The 17,341-nt window shown below is 32.2% G+C and carries 13 protein-coding genes and 1 tRNA gene; 6 read left to right on the forward strand and 8 right to left on the reverse strand.

The window, feature by feature from the left end:
• Positions 1-125 precede the first annotated feature (125 nt).
• Positions 126-566 carry a transposase gene (locus CHRY9293_RS05940; RefSeq protein ID WP_162032090.1) on the forward strand — a complete coding sequence of 147 codons (441 nt, stop codon included), beginning with the start codon at positions 126-128 and terminating at the stop codon, positions 564-566.
• Positions 566-904: a helix-turn-helix domain-containing protein gene (locus CHRY9293_RS05945; protein WP_162032091.1), complete on the forward strand. Its 339-nt coding sequence runs from the start codon at positions 566-568 to the stop codon at positions 902-904. The genes CHRY9293_RS05940 and CHRY9293_RS05945 overlap by 1 nt, the downstream gene beginning before the upstream one ends.
• Positions 905-971: 67 nt before the next feature.
• Here the strand turns inward: CHRY9293_RS05945 and CHRY9293_RS05950 are convergent, their stop codons facing one another.
• The 6 genes from CHRY9293_RS05950 to katG all read right to left on the reverse strand — a co-directional run bounded on the left by CHRY9293_RS05950 (position 972) and on the right by katG (position 10,557).
• A complete protein-coding gene (locus tag CHRY9293_RS05950; RefSeq protein ID WP_162032093.1) occupies positions 972-3,665 on the reverse strand; it encodes a DUF6493 family protein in 2,694 nt (897 codons plus the stop codon).
• A 343-nt stretch (positions 3,666-4,008) separates the two neighbouring features.
• Entirely contained in the window at positions 4,009-5,106 is a 1,098-nt protein-coding gene (locus CHRY9293_RS05955) for a slipin family protein (protein WP_162032095.1), read from the reverse strand.
• Positions 5,107-5,879: 773 nt separating this feature from the next.
• A complete protein-coding gene (locus CHRY9293_RS05960) occupies positions 5,880-6,143 on the reverse strand; it encodes a cyclic-phosphate processing receiver domain-containing protein (protein WP_162032188.1) in 264 nt (87 codons plus the stop codon).
• Positions 6,144-6,262: 119 nt separating this feature from the next.
• On the reverse strand, positions 6,263-6,748 hold the full coding sequence (locus tag CHRY9293_RS05965; RefSeq protein WP_162032097.1) for a ribonuclease H-like YkuK family protein: 486 nt from the start codon (positions 6,746-6,748) through the stop codon (positions 6,263-6,265).
• 388 nt (positions 6,749-7,136) lie between these two features.
• Positions 7,137-7,208 (reverse strand) — tRNA-Pro (locus tag CHRY9293_RS05970).
• Positions 7,209-8,277: 1,069 nt separating this feature from the next.
• Complete coding sequence (gene katG, locus CHRY9293_RS05975; RefSeq protein ID WP_162032098.1) at positions 8,278-10,557, reverse strand: catalase/peroxidase HPI; 2,280 nt, start codon at positions 10,555-10,557, stop codon at positions 8,278-8,280.
• 332 nt (positions 10,558-10,889) lie between these two features.
• Here katG and CHRY9293_RS05980 point away from each other — a divergent pair, with 332 nt between their 5' ends.
• Together CHRY9293_RS05980 and CHRY9293_RS05985 are read left to right on the forward strand one after the other, a co-directional pair.
• Positions 10,890-11,351: a heme-binding domain-containing protein gene (locus CHRY9293_RS05980; protein ID WP_162032100.1), complete on the forward strand. Its 462-nt coding sequence runs from the start codon at positions 10,890-10,892 to the stop codon at positions 11,349-11,351.
• A gap of 10 nt (positions 11,352-11,361) precedes the next feature.
• Entirely contained in the window at positions 11,362-11,778 is a 417-nt protein-coding gene (locus tag CHRY9293_RS05985; RefSeq protein WP_162032102.1) for a thiol-disulfide oxidoreductase DCC family protein, read from the forward strand.
• A gap of 3 nt (positions 11,779-11,781) precedes the next feature.
• Here CHRY9293_RS05985 and CHRY9293_RS05990 read toward each other — a convergent pair whose 3' ends face one another.
• Positions 11,782-13,224: an alpha-amylase gene (locus CHRY9293_RS05990; RefSeq protein WP_162032104.1), complete on the reverse strand. Its 1,443-nt coding sequence runs from the start codon at positions 13,222-13,224 to the stop codon at positions 11,782-11,784.
• Positions 13,225-13,410: 186 nt separating this feature from the next.
• Between CHRY9293_RS05990 and CHRY9293_RS05995 the strand changes: the two genes are divergently transcribed.
• On the forward strand, positions 13,411-14,061 hold the full coding sequence (locus CHRY9293_RS05995) for a DUF4290 domain-containing protein (RefSeq protein WP_162032106.1): 651 nt from the start codon (positions 13,411-13,413) through the stop codon (positions 14,059-14,061).
• Positions 14,061-15,368 carry a UDP-N-acetylglucosamine 1-carboxyvinyltransferase gene (gene murA, locus CHRY9293_RS06000; RefSeq protein WP_122548234.1) on the forward strand — a complete coding sequence of 436 codons (1,308 nt, stop codon included), beginning with the start codon at positions 14,061-14,063 and terminating at the stop codon, positions 15,366-15,368. The genes CHRY9293_RS05995 and murA overlap by 1 nt, the downstream gene beginning before the upstream one ends.
• A gap of 71 nt (positions 15,369-15,439) precedes the next feature.
• On the opposite strand, the gene CHRY9293_RS06005 is transcribed toward murA, so the two are convergent.
• The gene (locus CHRY9293_RS06005; RefSeq protein WP_162032107.1) at positions 15,440-17,338 is read right to left on the reverse strand and encodes a DUF2207 domain-containing protein; all 1,899 of its coding nucleotides are present in this window, start codon (positions 17,336-17,338) and stop codon (positions 15,440-15,442) included.
• Positions 17,339-17,341 lie beyond the last annotated feature (3 nt).

Below are 17,341 nucleotides of genomic sequence, written 5' to 3' on the forward strand. Positions count from 1 at the left end.
AAAGTTAGTTTTTAATATTCACATAATTATTGTGAATAATAAGTACAACCCTATTTTTGGTGGCTACACGAATTCAATTTTATGACTGCTCCATCATAGATAATAACAAATAAATAGAATAACGAATGCTATACAAAGAAATACATATCGGGCAATTTATAAAAGAAAGAGTAGAGGAAATGGGAATTACAATGGATAGAATCTGTAATTTCTTTGACAAAGATCCACAATTTATCGAAAGTAATTATAATAGTAAATCAATTGAAGTAGAAACCCTATTACGTTGGTCTAAACTATTAGAATATGATTTTTTCAGAATTTACAGCTCTCATCTCATTCTATACTCTCCTCCTTCCGCAGTCCATAAAAACAACAATGAGAAAACTCAAAAAATACCCTTTTTTAGGAAAAATATTTATACGCAGGAGATCAAGGATTTCATTATTAAAAGGATTCGTGATCAAGAAATGAGTGTTCCTGATATTGTAAATGAATACTCCATTCCTAAAAGTACTATTCATAGATGGCTGCAAAAAACCCAACCAATAAATAAAAACAAAAAATAATGCGTCCTAATTATCATAAGATCTACAAGGATATTATCGAAAAAGAATATCCTGAAAAACTCAATGATCCAAAAATCAAAAATCTCTTAAAAAAGCTCAATACAACAGATGATGTATTGAAAATTAACCATCTTATATTCAAGCAATCAAAAGATACTTTACGAGATAATCAAAAACTAAAAATATATGATAAAAAAACAATTATAAAGCTATTGAACTATCAAAAAAAGCATAATTTTTCCACACAATATATGTCCAGAAAATACAAAATAAGCAGAACAACCATCGCAAAATGGAGAAAAAATTTTCTTGAAGAAATCCATGAAAACAAAAATTAAAAACAAAATTATAGATGAGTCTTCCTTTTGAATGAAAAAGAGCCCATTTATACCTACTTATAATAATTTACCTTAGTAAAACATTACATATTTTTTTAAGACTTGAATGTTTTTTCAATACTTTAAGCTTTTCTTTAATTTGTATATCCATTTGGGATTGATTAAGAATCAAAATCTCATGGTAAATTTCCAACAGCTTATTAAGATTCGTAATAGGACTTTCTATTTGTAATAGCAAACATGCTATCAATTTTTCCAATGCAAAGTTATGATTGTCACTGATGTTGATCATACGGTTATGAATCACATCTACAAAATATCTAAGTGGCGTAAACTCAAATTTCTCGGAGGACCCCATAATTTCTCCTAATTTTGTATTATCAATTTGACCAAGAGAAACATGCTCTAGCCAAATTTCGGAAGCTATATTCCGGACACTTTTATCTTGATCAAGCAAAATAATTCCCAAGAATAAATACCCCATATTATCTAAAGGCCTTTTAATTTGAGCAAAAAGACGACTCATTTGCACAATTAGCTCTTTCTCAAATACTTTTCTCATCCCTGAATGAAATAAGCAACCTTTAATAATTTTTGCTAATATGAAAGATAAATGATTAGGAAAACTCCACGCAAATACATGAAATTCCGAAAATAATTCCTGCTCCGATATTAAATACTCTAAAAACAATGGATTTTTCCGATAACTGAAACGATAAAAGGGAATATCAATGACTAACTCAACGGGATAGTAAGCATCTTTTTTACTTTCAATTATTCTCCAACTATAATCACCGGTCAAAAATTCCTGCAAAATATCTTTATATTCCACAAGCTGATCAAAAGTTTTTGTAATCTTTGGAGAGCGTGTTAAGGATGCTGTTAACCACCAAGAAGGATGCATCCATTCTCCATTGGGATCTCTATTTTTATTAAACAAGAAAAACAATATTTCTTTATACTCGCCCTTTAGTTTTGTTTGTGCCAATTTCAATGCCTCTTCTACATCATCCAAAGCACAACGCTGTAACGCCAGTTGAAAATCTAAATCATAAGGTTCTACATTTTTATTTTGATACTTTTCTAACCTTTCAACCAATATAAGAGGATCAATCCAACAAGGCTCGTGAGTAATTGTTGAGAGCAAAGGATCTTTATTTCCTGATTTTACCTTATCAAAGACCATGGTCGCAATCCCCTGATAGGCCTTCATCGTAAAATTTTCAAAAGTTATATCTTTAACAGCAACAAGTTTCGGATGATAACTACCATATTTCGCTCTATCAATATCCTCTTTTAAAACCTTTTCATACTCTTTTTCAATAATTTTTAATTCAGCGGGAAATTTTTCCAAGAGTATCAATCCATAGTTTATCGTCAAATTACATATAATAACAGAAAAAGGTGAAACCTCCCATTTTGAAATAATTTTACATGCTTTTTGAAATACTGGTATCATGAGCTTTACAGAATCTGATTTTACATTATCTGAGAACTGAATGAAACCCACTAACGCGAGATCATACAAATAAGTATCGGTATGCTCAATAGCTTCTGAAAGAAAATGCATAAAATCTTCAAAATCTTTTAAATCACGAATTTTTGTTTCTTCACTAATCAACTTCCAATTCTTTACAACAATATTATCGACCACCCCCTTTTCTTTCCTTACATATTCTTCTAATTCTAATTGAGTAATGGTCAACATTTGATCTGAATACCCGGAAATTATATTTTTTGATAGGTCAGTTATTGGAATATTATTTTGAATAATTTTAGCTACCTTGATTTGAATACTTTCTTCTTTATTCACAAAAGCAGCACATAAAACCCGGCTTAAACTTTCAACATTAATTTCTTTCTCCTGTAAATAACTCTCTATTAATAGTAAACTAGCTTTAACAATTGTTTTAACTTGCGAACCTAATAATCTTGGGAGGAATTCTAAAAAATTACTAATTTTAAATTTTTCATGTAAAATAATGTTTCTCAAATGAGCTAAAATTGTGTTTACCGCTTTAGATTGCGCAGACCCCAGACCGGCTAATAGCTCATCCTGAAGTTCAATTAACTCTTCCGGAGATGGCTTCAATGCTGTAAAAGCATTCATAAACCACGATGTAACAATTTTATTAAAGTTACGATTAGAACTCAACAAACATTCTCTAAGGAAGCTTTTTCTATGTATTTTTTTTTCTTTGATTAATTTTTTAATGAGAGGAAACCATTCTTTATAATAAGGCAGAGATTTCGACGGAAATTCACAAAAATACCAAAAGTGTGTATTTAAAGCCTCAACATACTTTTTCAAATCAGAAGGACTATGAGTCAATTGATGCCCCCATAGTTGTGGAGTAGGCTTCAAGTAATTATTCTTTGTCCATTTTAAAATATCGCTATAACCAAACCATGTGGATTCAGCATATATAGAACTATTTATATAGTCCGAGAACCATTCCGGACACTTCCATTCTAATATTTCATCTATATATTCTATTTTTCCCGAAAAACTCCCGTAATTTTGTTTAAATTCTTTTTGATCCATACAAACAAAGGATGCAATATCAATAATAGCATGTTGATGTAAAGACCCCGTCGTACTATATGACTTTTTTGTCATTTTTAGTTTTTGGGCATCTTTATTTTGTTTTTTTATTAGAGGAACTAAAGCTTTTCTTTCTTCAGAATTAAGTTGCTTTAAAAAAGGAATTATTTCGTTAATTTGTTCGTCATTGAGAATCTTCTTAAACCTTTCTTTCATTGTTTTCTTAATTTGTTATTTAGTTTTTTACTGCCCGGAGAAAGAATTTTGAAATAAGTGATAGGTGATAAATTGACCACACAAACAATTTCAAAAACTCGAATTCTCACAAAACCCATTAAAAATACAAAAAATAACATCAAAAACAATTAAATAATACATCATAAATCAAAATTAAGTTTAAATTATAATATATTTATAATTATTTAACGATTTTATTTAATCAAAATATACAAAATACGCTTCTAAGCGCTATACTGAAACGTTTAGGGAGAGGAGGAAAAACAAAAAACCCGTTTTACACTTTATGAAAACGGACTTATCTTATATTACAATCATTTTTCTATTTTGCAAAAATTTCTTTTAACTGAGATACAATATTGGTATTTCCGGAAACGGTAATATCTCCAATTTTTTCTGCAATTTTTTCCATATATTCCATTTCTTTCAACTTCCATAGAACTTCATTTTCTTCCATCAATTTTGCCGTATTTAATAAACTTCTAGTAGAAGCGGTCTCTTCCCGACGCATAATGCTATTGGCCTGTGCTTTTTTCTCAGCAATTAAAACCTGGTTCATAATTTCCTTCATTTCTCCGGTCAAAATAACATCCCTAATTCCAGCATCAAACACCTTCAATCCAAGATCTTGAGTTTTATTACCTAAATTTTCCAAAATACCCTCTCCTACCGTATCTTTTTTTAACAACAATTCATCAAGAGTTAAAGCACCTACAAATTCACGTAAAGCCAGCTGCATGATGATGTATAATTGCTTCTCATATTCCTTATTTTCCAATAATGCTTTTTCGACATTTTCAACTTGAAAACGCACATAAAAATTAATACGAAGCATAGCTTTGTCTTTCGTTAAAAGCTCCTGACCTGCAATCTCCATTTGTTGTATACGCATGTCAACATATTTCACCTCCATAGAGACTTCATTATTCCAAAAATAATAAGTGCCCGCTTTTAGAATTTTCACCAATTCCCCATCCATTAGTAAAAGTCCATTATACTCACTCGTCACCACAAACTTTCTTATGAAATTTTTCAATTTTATACTCTCTAAAACGGTTCTGGATACTTCACTTATAAATTCAGTTTTCATCAAATCAATTTTTTGATATTTCCTATTTACCATTCCTTTCCAAAAAGCATATTGGCCTACATGTAACACCTCTTTGAAAATTTCATTTTCAAAAACCAACACCATCTCACCATCTTTTACTTCAACCACTTCAAGCATGGTATTCAGATGCTCATTTTTTAGCAGAAGCGTAAGATTTTCTCCTTCTTTAAATTGATCCTTCATATCATAAACCTCTACGGATTTATTTCCGAAAATCCAATAATTTCCTTCTTTCAAAACACGAATCAAGTTTCCATTTTTAAAAACTAAACCCACTTGATATATTCTAATTTGTATATTTTTTAACATCATTATTTATTTTTATTTGATAATACATTTAAATAAAAGAGGAAAGCTGATATTTACATTCTTAAAAACAGCGGAATTAAAACATTAAAAAACTCAACTCATTTTAAAACATTCGTGTTAAACATTATTTCGATCAGGGTTAGCTCTTTATATACAAATATTTTATTATTTTCTATAAAAAAGTTTCCATGAAAAGACATATCCAACCACGATATGTTTACCCAAAAAGTATTATTTTCTAAAAAGTCTTTTTTTACTGGCTTTTTCAATAGCCGAAAAAATCAAACTTTCCATTGAGAATATTTTTATTGAGAATATTCAAACTCTCCTAAAATAGATTATATACCTATTAAAAAGCTACATCCATAGTGTAGTGCGTCAACCATTCCGCCTTACCAAATAATTGGCAGTGGGATTCGAACCCACACTTTAAAAAACTATTACTCTAACCTAACTGAGTTATATTTCCCATGAGGAAATAGAAGGATTCGAACCTTCGACCCATAGCATGGTGAAATTTTGTGGAAAACTCCGAAACCTTCAGATCAGGCTGAACAGAATAAAATCATGTTTCTCAACAAATTTTTCTGCAATGGTGATATATAGAAACACTCAACATGACCTACCTAATATTTTTTCTAAAATCTTTTTTCTAAAATTTTAGCATTCTCTTATTTTATGATGACAAAATTAGGTACATACTACGCAGTATATTTGCGTAGATATTTTTACTTTTCATTTTTTGAGATAGCAGGATTCCAAATTCACTCCTTTCAATGATTTCTAAAATTTGTCAAAAGAGTTATAATATTCTCCTTTCCAATAGGATTCATTGAATGACAATAAAAATCAGGGAGCATTAATTCATAATCTAAACTATATTCTATTAACCATTTTGCACAGTCATATCCTGTTTTCTCACTAAAGCTATTTCTTACGCGATAATTCATATCTCCAAGATCATGATCAAAAGAAATCATTTCAGGAATCCCTTTTTCCAATATTCGATCAACAAACTGATCATAGCTTCGAACAATACACTAATCTGGACTAAGGAAGAGATCATTACGAGTATATTTATAAACTTCAATGGGATATCTTATATCATCTAAAAACAATAATTCTTTTTTCATATGCGATGCTTTATATTAAATCATTAAACCATCATATCCGCACAATTGGAACTTGCAAATGCAAAAGGTTTTGCCTTAAATACATAACCCATTCCTAAAATATAACCCATGGCATCTTTCATTGCTACATTGGATTTAAAATTAGGATCAGTATTAATATCTGCATGCACCTCCATCTCTACACCATAAGTATCTAAAATTGAACAAATAGTATACGCTATTTCAACGGATTTATTGACTTCATTTAACATTCGTTCTTTAATACTAATAGTTTGCAATTCTTTCTCTTTTCTAATAAATGTAAACGCACCTTTTCCCTCACGAATAAATACAACTGCTGTAGCATAATGAATCATATTACCATACACATGTGAATCTGAACCCACACAAACTTTCAGCCGATGACCATTTGCCTGTTCGCGAATGATGGCTTCTTCTACCAACTGGAGGAGAGAGTTTTGGAAAATTTTTCCATTCATATTTTGCCATACTTGTTGATACGTTTTCATTTTTCTACATTTTAAAATTTGTTTTTTACCCTAGTTTTCTTTACTAAATTTTCGAGAAAATAAAAATTTGCCTTTTTTGTTTGATATAAGAACTTCTGCGCTTGACAAACTTTTATTCTTCTCTTCACCTCATTTTATTTTGAGTTATTTGAGATGGTTATGGGATTCAAACCCACTCAGTTTTCACAATGGTTTTGCAGACCATCCCGACTCTTCCACTTCGGCGAACCATCAGATATATAATACAATCCCCCATCTTCTGCATCTTTCATTTTGTTTTTGGAGTAAAGAAAAAGTTCATCTCTTTTTTGTGTTTTAGTATAAAGATCTTCTGCTCTTGATTCACTTTTTCTTTATCTCTTTAAAAATTATTACTGCTTAATTTTTGTTTGGAAAGCAAGATTCGAACTTGCGACCTCCCACTTCCAAAGTGGGTAAACAACCACCGTTATCTTTCCAGTTTCATAAGTTCACGTATAAATTCTACCTCGAATAATAATCGGAGTTTCGTAAACCTTTGCGGTCTATGCAAGAATCGAACTTGCAGTTCCCAAGAGACAGTTGGGTAGGTTAGCCATTACCTCAATAGACCTTTTTAATGTAATTTATAATGTTGGGTTTTTCCCGGAATCAAACCTTATTCTTTGGTACCACAAAACAAAGCTTTACCCAATAAGCTAAAGAAACCATAAAAAAAGCACCTCTTGGGAAAGGTGCTGTATAATATTGTATATATGAATTAATCCCGTTAGAGATTGGTCATACGCAAACACCTTTTATCTAAAAATTCAATATCAAGAATACATGCACATCCTCTCGGTTGGCTTGTCTGTACCAGTAAACAATGATTAAATATTTTATGTAATTGTTTCATGTTAATTATTCTTGCTTTAAAAAGCTCTTCTATGGTTGAGAAGAACATATTGTTTTTAATTTCTGACTGCAAAGTAAAGATGTTTTTTTCAAATCCACAAACTAAAATAACATATAATAATTTGAAAACCAATAAGTTAAATTCAAAATTAAAAATAAGAATTTCCTGTCCGTAATATTTTACAGATACTCAATCTACCTAAATGACTGTCTCTCATCGGTTTATTTATCACTCTTATTTATTCTATTAGTTATTCATTATTAATTAAAAAAATTCAATTTTCTAGTTATTTTTTTTCATTCTAAATAATTTCTATCTAAAAAACACAAAAAACGCCTCGTTACTCGAGGCGTTTTTGTGTATATCTTGTCTAATTCTTTACTTATTTATAATAAGAAATTTTAAAACAAGCACATCGTACCTCATCAGATATCATACGTCCATATCTAGACGAATCCTTTATTGCTGGACAATAGGATAGAGTTATACTCGTATGTGCTTTTTGTATTTTCATAATTTTAATGCAGCAAAGATAGAAAAAAATAAAAATAGAGGTATTTTGCGCAGAACAGGTATCATAATATCTCTTAAATATAAAAAAGGTAGTTCATTACAACCACCTTTTATATTCTAAAATTAAAAATATACTAAAAAATTATTTTAAATCAAATCTATCTAAATTCATTATTTTAGTCCATACAGCAATAAAATCCTTCACAAATTTTCCTTGTGCATCCGCACTTGCATATACCTCTGCAATGGCTCTTAATTCAGAATTGGAACCAAAAACAAGATCAGCACGAGTAGCGGTCCATCTTTTTTCACCTGTTACACGATCAGTTCCTTCATATAGCTCATTATCATTTGATATTGACTTCCACTGAGTTCCCATATCCAAAAGATTAATAAAGAAATCATTAGTAAGAACTCCTGGTCTATTCGTGAAAATCCCGTGTTTAGAACCATCAAAATTAGTATCAAGAGCACGCATACCGCCTATCAATATGGTTAATTCAGGACCGGTAAGAGTTAATAGCTGTGCTTTATCAATCAGTAACGACTCCGTAGAAACGGTATATTTTCTTTTTAGATAATTACGGAATCCATCAGCAGCAGGCTCCAAATACCCCATAGACTCAACATCAGTCTGTTCTTGTGATGCATCCATTCTTCCCGAAGAAAATGGTACCACAATAGTATACCCTCCATCTTTTGCCGCTTTTTCTATGGCTACATTTCCTCCCAATACAATTAAATCCGCTAAAGAAATTTTCTTGCCACCTATCTGAGATCCATTAAATTCCTTTTGAATATTTTCTAAAACACTCAATACTTTCTGTAATTGAGTCGGGTTATTGACTGCCCAATACTTCTGAGGTGCTAAACGAATTCTAGCACCGTTTGCTCCACCTCTTTTATCACTTCCTCTAAATGTAGAAGCTGAAGCCCAGGCTGTTGACACCAACTCCGAAACACTTAATCCTGAACTTATTATTTTACTTTTTAAGGATTCAATATCTGCATCATTCACCAATTCGTGGTTAACTTCAGGAATAGGGTCTTGCCAAATTAATTCTTCTTTAGGAACATCAGAGCCTAAATATCTTGCCTTTGGTCCCATATCCCTATGAGTCAATTTAAACCAAGCTCTAGCAAAAGCATCGGCAAAAGCATCAGGGTTTTCATAAAAATGTCTTGATATTTTTTCATAAACAGGATCAAGTCTTAAGGAAAGATCCGTTGTTAACATTGTTGGCTTATGTTTCTTAGAAGAATCAAATGCATCCGGAATAATTTCTGCTCCGTTTTTTGCGACCCATTGATGAGCTCCGGCGGGACTTTTAGTCAATTCCCATTCATTCTCAAATAAATTTTTAAAGAAATAGTTACTCCATTGTGTAGGTGTCTCTGTCCAAGTAACCTCTAATCCACTGGATATTGCATCTTGTCCTTTTCCTGATTTATAGTTACTACTCCATCCTAATCCTTGCAATTCAATCCCTGCCGCTTCCGGCTCTTTACCTACATGATCAGCAGGGCCTGCTCCATGCGTTTTACCAAATGTATGACCACCGGCAATTAATGCCACCGTCTCTTCATCATTCATAGCCATACGCCCAAACGTATCACGAATATCTTTAGCCGCTGCAATGGGATCAGGATTTCCATCCGGCCCTTCAGGGTTTACATAGATGAGACCCATTTGTACGGCTGCAAGAGGCTTTTCAAGATCTCTTGAATGGATATCTCCATCCGCATTATCATCACTAGGAAGTACACCATGCTTATCCGGTACTCCATCAGAGCCATGCGCATAACGAAGGTCACCTCCCAGCCATGTTTTTTCTGATCCCCAATATACATCCATATCAGGCTCCCACACATCTTCACGTCCACCGGCAAATCCAAATGTCTTAAAGCCCATCGATTCCAAGGCCACATTCCCAGTAAGAATCAAAAGATCGGCCCAAGAAATGTTACGACCATATTTTTGTTTTATTGGCCATAATAGCCTTCTTGCTTTATCTAGACTCACATTATCCGGCCAACTATTCAATGGAGCAAAACGTTGTTGTCCAGCTCCGGCACCCCCTCTTCCATCTCCTACACGATAAGTTCCCGCACTATGCCATGCCATACGAACAAACAAAGGACCATAATGTCCAAAATCAGCAGGCCACCAATCTTGTGAATCTGTCATTAGTGCATGAAGATCTTTTTTTACGGCTTCCAGATCAAGACTTTTAAAAGCTTCAGCATAGTCAAAATCTTTATCCATAGGATTGGAAAGTAATGAATGTTGGCGTAGAATATCTACTCTTAGCTGGTTAGGCCACCAATCCTGATTTTGTGTACCTCCTCCGGCTACACTTTGCTTTTTCATGGTTCCATTATGAAATGGACACTTACTGATATCGTTCAAATCTTTTTCCATTGTTAATTTAAAATTTTATGTTGACTGATATTTTATATTCTCTATCACAAACTTACCAACCTTTATCAATAAATACAATCTATTAATAAAATTTTCATAATAGTAAAAAACTATAATTAGTAGGTAATTATAACGCTTATCCCATTTTTAATACATAATATATATATGCTGCAATTAAATTAATAAAATTTTAAACTCATTTAAATAAAATCCAATAAAAACAATCATATTTAGAACCATTCAACATAACATTTACATTTTCCTAAATCATAAAATTGGTAGTTAATAAAAATTTTATACCTTTATCAGTCATAAACATAAAGATGATACATATGAAAAAGATATTAGTTGTGATATTGGTAGCTTTTGTAATTATTCAGTTTTTTCCTATTGATAAAAACAACCCTGCCCCTACGCCAGGAATGGATTTTTTAAAAATAAAAAAAACGCCTCCGGAAGTAGCAAAAATCATTAATACATCATGCTATGATTGCCATTCCAATGAAACAAAATATCCATGGTATGCTAATATTGCTCCTGCATCTTGGTATGTAAAAACCCATATTAGTGATGCAAGAAAACATTTGAACTTCTCTACTTTTGCCGTATATGAACCTAAAGTACAAGCCGATAAATTACAAGGATGTGTAGAGTTAGTAGAATCTAAAGATATGCCTTTAGAATCTTATTATCTCGGACATCAAGACGCTAAATTGAGTGAAGAACAAAGACAAATATTAGTAAAATACTTTAAAAAGGTAAAAGAGGATACGGAAAGAGCTGGGGCTTTTTAAAAATTAAGTTATGCTAGAAAATTGGGAGAATAAACATATTGTTTTTTTTGATGGGGATTGCGGAGTCTGTAACTTTTGGGTTCAATGGATTCTTGAAAGAGATAGTAAAGATCAATTCATGTTCGCCTCCCTTCAATCCTCTTTCGGACAAAAATTCTTATCTGAAAGAGGGTTAGATACTAAGGAATTCAATACTATGTATCTTTGGAAACCTAATACATATTATCTGATAAAGTCCCGCGCTGTATTACAGATTGCCAGTTTATTGGGTGGTGCTTATCAACTTCTTTCCGGTATTGGCAAAATATTTCCTCGATTTTTAAATGATAAAATTTACGAGACCATCTCAAGAAACAGAATGAAACTCGCTAATCAGAAATGTTATCTGCCTACACCCCATCAAAGAAAAAAATTTATTGAGATTTAGCTTTTATTGATTTATCGACCAAATAGAATAACTATTTGGGGGACATTGTATCTTTACTCGTTTATCTGTTTCAGTAGTGGGATACCATGAAGAATGACCGGTAAAATCTTTAAGCTGCTTATTTTCCCAATGAGTATCGACCCACCTTTCTTGCCAATTTGAAGAACTATTGATATAAATTATCAATCCCGGATTTCCATTATATCCATTTCTTCTTGCAATATACTCATCCTGATCTACATGAAGAATTGACGTTGTTCCTGTTGCTTTATTATTATGAATCCAAATCAGGTTATTGAGCTTATCCTTATTGAGCCATTCTTCATAATCTCTATAAAAAATAGTAGGATAGCCTTCATGTGATAAGATATATGCATACGCTAACATTTTGTTATTAATAATGTCTGTATCATGATTGGCGACAAAAGTAACGGCTCTAAAAGGATTTCTTTTCCACATCATATCATCCTTCAACGCATTCAAATTTCCATTGTCAAAAGCCTCATCCATTTTATAAAACGCTGCAAAATCAAAAACAGAGCTATTCGCCTTGTTTGCCCACCATTCTAAAGTATCTACATTGGAATCCCATAGCTCTCCTACCGAAAATCCACCTACATTTTTATTCCATGCATTCACTACCCAAGGTCCAAAACCTTTCACATAATCAAATCTCCACCCATCAAATTTCATTACATTTTTATAGTATTTCCCCACAGAATCTTCTCTTCCCCAAAGCCAATCTTGAACATAAGGATTTGCATGGCATAAATCCGGAAAACCTCCAAAAGCTCCTTCATCATTCGTTCCGTGGCTATTTTTATAAAAATCATTATAATTTCGAGGAAACTTCCCAGACGCAATTCCTGAAAAATTAGTCCAAGTATCCGTTCCAGTAAAAGGATTTTTTTCTAATTGCCCTCCACTATTATGATTAATCACTATATCAGCATACACTTTTATTTTTTCCGCATGTGCTTTTGTAATTAAAGCTTCCAATTCAACTCTTGAACCAAAACGAGTTTCTATATTCCCATTCTGATTGTAGTCTCCAAAATCATAATAATCAGTTGGATCATATCCCATGGAAAGGGCACCATTTTGTGCTTTGGAAACCGGCGGTAGCCAGACTGCTCCTATGCCTGCTTTAGACCAATCTGTCAATTTTCCCTTCAATATATTCCACCAATTTCCACCAGCAGGAACATCCCAATAAAAACCTTGCATTAAAACTCCCTCTGTAGAGGCAGCAAAAGAATTTTCATTGCCCAATATATTACCGTCACCAAAAGATCTTCCATCATGAAAAGTAACATCAGTAACTGTATTAATAGTGTTATCTGATTTTAATTTATCCGGAAGAGGCTGAATACAATCATCATTCCCTTGACAAGAGCTTAAAGCCCAAAACATTAAAAAAGTGGTTATAGTATATATATTCTTCATATAATAACAATAGCTAGTAGTCGATCAACAAAAATACAATTTCAATATAAAAAATATCACATATTAGTGATATAATTTAATATTTTAGAATAATCTGAAGTATAAGGAAATGAAAACATCATTAAAAAATCATAAACTTTTAATATTTTCGATACAATTTTCTATTATTCCATATATTTGCACATTATGGAATATAACACCCAAAAAACTCAGCTTCATATGCCAGAGTATGGCAGAATTATACAGCAATTGGTTGAACGTTGCAAAGAACTCCCTTCCAAAGAGGAAAGGAATGAAATGTCGAGGGCGATTATTGATTTTATGGGGCAGAGAAATCCTCAGCTTAGGGATGAAGAAAACTACAATCATAAACTGTGGGATCATCTTTTTATTCTGGCTAATTATGATTTGGATGTAGATTCACCTTTTCCATTTCCTACTATAGAGCAATTATCGGAAAAACCAAAAAGAATGGAGTATCCGAAACTACAGGGTGATTTCAAATTTTATGGGAAAAGTATTCTTCAATTAATTGAAAAAGCGATCGAGCTGGAAACCGGAGATGAGAAAGAGGCTTTGATTGAGGTTATTGCTAATAATATGAAAAAATCATATAATGTATATAATAAAGAACATGTTACTGATGATGTGATTTTTCGCCACTTGAAAGAACTTTCAGAAAACAGACTGGATCTTACAGGAATTGAGACCCTGGAAAAAAGTAAAATTTATTACACCAGCAACAACAACAGAAATAACAATAATAACAATAAGAATAATAACAAAAACAATAACCAGTCTAATAAGAAGCGGCATAATTATAAAAATAGAAAATAATGAGCGGGACATTTCAAATAAGAGGAGGAAAAAAACTACATGGTGAGATCACTCCACAAGGAGCAAAAAATGAAGCTCTACAAATTTTATGCGCTGTTTTATTAACTAGTGAAGAGGTTAGAATTAAAAATATCCCTGATATTCATGATGTAAACAGACTTATTGAAATTTTAGGTGATTTTGGAGTGAAAGTCACTAAAAATAGCCATGGTGATTATACTTTTAAAGCTGATGAAGTTAATTTTGACTACATAAAATCAAAAGAATTTAAGAAAGATGGAGCAAAATTAAGAGGTTCCATCATGCTTTTAGGCCCTATGTTAGCAAAATATGGTGAAGCATATATGCCAACTCCAGGAGGAGATAAAATTGGAAGAAGAAGACTGGATACTCATTTCCAAGGTCTGGTAGAACTAGGTGCTGAGTTCAAATATGATGAAGAGGAATGTTTTTATTCATTAAAAGCCAAAGAATTAAGAGGTAAATTTATTTTATTAGAAGAGGCTTCTGTAACCGGAACGGCCAATATAGTAATGGCAGCAGCTTTAGCAAAAGGTAAAACAAGGATTTACAATGCAGCATGTGAGCCCTATCTTCAGCAACTTTGTAAAATGTTGAATAGAATGGGTGCTAATATTTCTGGTATTGGTTCAAATCTTTTAACTATTGAGGGAGTAGATTATCTTCGCGGAACAGAACATACAATGCTGCCTGACATGGTAGAGATTGGTTCATGGATCGGCTTAGCGGCGATGACAAAATCTGAAATGACCATCAAAAATGTAAATTGGAATCAATTAGGGGTTATACCTAATACTTTTAGAAAATTAGGAATTCAGCTGGAACAAAGCAATGACGACATTTACATTCCAGCTCAAGAGCATTATAGAATACAAAAATTTATTGACGGATCAATTCTTACCGTTTCCGATGCTCCATGGCCAGGATTCACTCCCGATTTATTATCCATTATTTTAGTAGTAGCGACGCAGGCAAAAGGAAGTTTATTGATTCACCAAAAAATGTTTGAATCAAGATTGTTTTTTGTAGATAAATTAATAGACATGGGAGCTCAAATCATTTTATGTGATCCACACCGAGCTACTGTTATTGGTTTAAATCATGAAACTCCATTAAGAGGGACTACATTAACCTCTCCAGATATTAGAGCAGGAAATGCCCTACTTATTGCAGCATTATCCGCTGAAGGTAAATCAATAATTCATAACATTGAACAGATAGACCGAGGATATGAAAATATTGACGGTAGATTGAAAGCTCTTGGAGCTGATATTCAAAGAATTTAAATTCCAATATATGATATTCAAAAAGCGTTCAAAATTTTGAACGCTTTTATTTTATTTTTCATAAAACGGAATTACCAACCACCGCCTCCGCCGCCGCCTCCGCCGCCTCCAGAGAATCCTCCACCACCAGATCCACTTCCGGAACTAGATGGCTGGGTAGAAGCCGTTTGAATAGAATTGGTAAGACTTGAATTCAAAGTATTGGTAAAAGAATAATAGTTCATGGACGTCCCATGATACCATGTATTATTATATTCCGTTGACATTTTCTTTACTATCTCATCAAATTTCTTTCCCCAAATTTCATCAACACCAAGAACCATAGCAAAAGGCAAAAGAGCTTCAAAAATCTGAGGTGTCATTTGAGGAGGGTTATGAAATTTCAACTGTTCATTTTCAGCAGCTCCCATATACATTTTAAACCCTTCAATCAACGATTGTTTTTTTAATTTTTCCTCTGAAGGCCTTTTTATCAAATATTGATAAATAATTAAAGAAACAAACCCAATTACAATAAAAATATAACAAATATTGAAATTATTGCTCACCACTGCATCGTGACCGAAATTGATCATATTACCCATACCAAAAAGCAAAAGGAAAGGTAATGGTATTAGAAATTTCCAGGATAAATTTTTGACTAAAAGGGCAATCACGATAAAGACAACTAAAAAAACAATATATAAAAATCCGCCAACAATTAGTTTTTCAACCTCAGGGTACATCCTGTAACTTAAAAATAATCCAATTATATACACGACAGTAACAAGAAGAAAGGGAAATACAATTTTGCTTCCATTATTACCTTCATTTAAAAATTCATCATGCTGCAATTTTAGTGTTTCCTTGAAATTGTTTACAGCGGTTTCTATTTTTTCGTCATACTTACCATCAAACCTCACTATATCATTTCCCCCTTTGAATAAAGAATTCATTAAATTATGTTCTTCTTTTGGTAAAGATTCACCTGGTTGTTTCAACTTTTTTAAAGTAAAAATCTTCTTATGAAAAAAACCTAAAATACCGGTTTCCTCACTTTCAACAATTTTAATATATCCCTTTACTGCCAAACTAATAATCGATGCCGTAATATATTTATTTTTAAAATTTTCGGTTTTGATATATCCTAAAGAAGCGGGAGATAAATTTTCCGGAATACTGAACTGAGGATACACGATAGGTTTTACAGGATCAACCCCATATTTTCTCCAGGTAGAATAATAATAAAATACCAAAGCTGATAAAACAATAAATCCTCCTATTAGAATCCCATATATTTCAAGAAAAGTAGGAGGTGGAGGTGGTATCATAATTCCTTTCTGAAATCCTGCAGCAATACTTAAACCCTCATTAATCCCTAAATTATAAGCCGACCATTCTATAGAGTTATCAGATAAAATTTTTGAAGTACAATCTCGAGAAGTGCTTCCATATGCTCCTTTATAGCAAGAGTTCTGAACTATTTTAGAGCCTTCGGGAAGTATCACCTTTGCTGAGAGAGAATCAATAGGAAAATCCCAAGCTGTCCCATTTACATTCCAATATAATTCATCATATTTTTCGAAAAAACCTATTTGATGATCTGTTTTGTATTGTATTTCATAGTCGTAATCTCCAGGATCTAAAATAACATCTTTATTTCCTACATAAATTTTCAAAAAACCGTCTTCAATTTTTTCATGATATTCCTCATCAACTCCATTTTTCTTTACAGAAATTATTTCATATTTTACTTTCTGAGTTCTATTATTTAAGTTTCTTGATAAGGGCAATACCCTATAAATTCCTCTTTTAATATACTCACCCAAAGAATGAACTTTAATATTTTCCGTAACGGTGACTGCTGAGTTTTTATCAATGACAAGATCCGAATGAAAATACAAAATCTTTTCGACCTCTATTTTGTCTTGTTCTTGTGCAAAAGTTGTTGCATAAAAAAGAAGATGGAAAAATAACAAAACCTTCTTCATAAC

The sequence above is a fragment of the Chryseobacterium potabilaquae genome (assembly GCF_902728265.1).
GTDB classification, from domain to species: Bacteria; Bacteroidota; Bacteroidia; order Flavobacteriales; family Weeksellaceae; genus Chryseobacterium; species Chryseobacterium potabilaquae.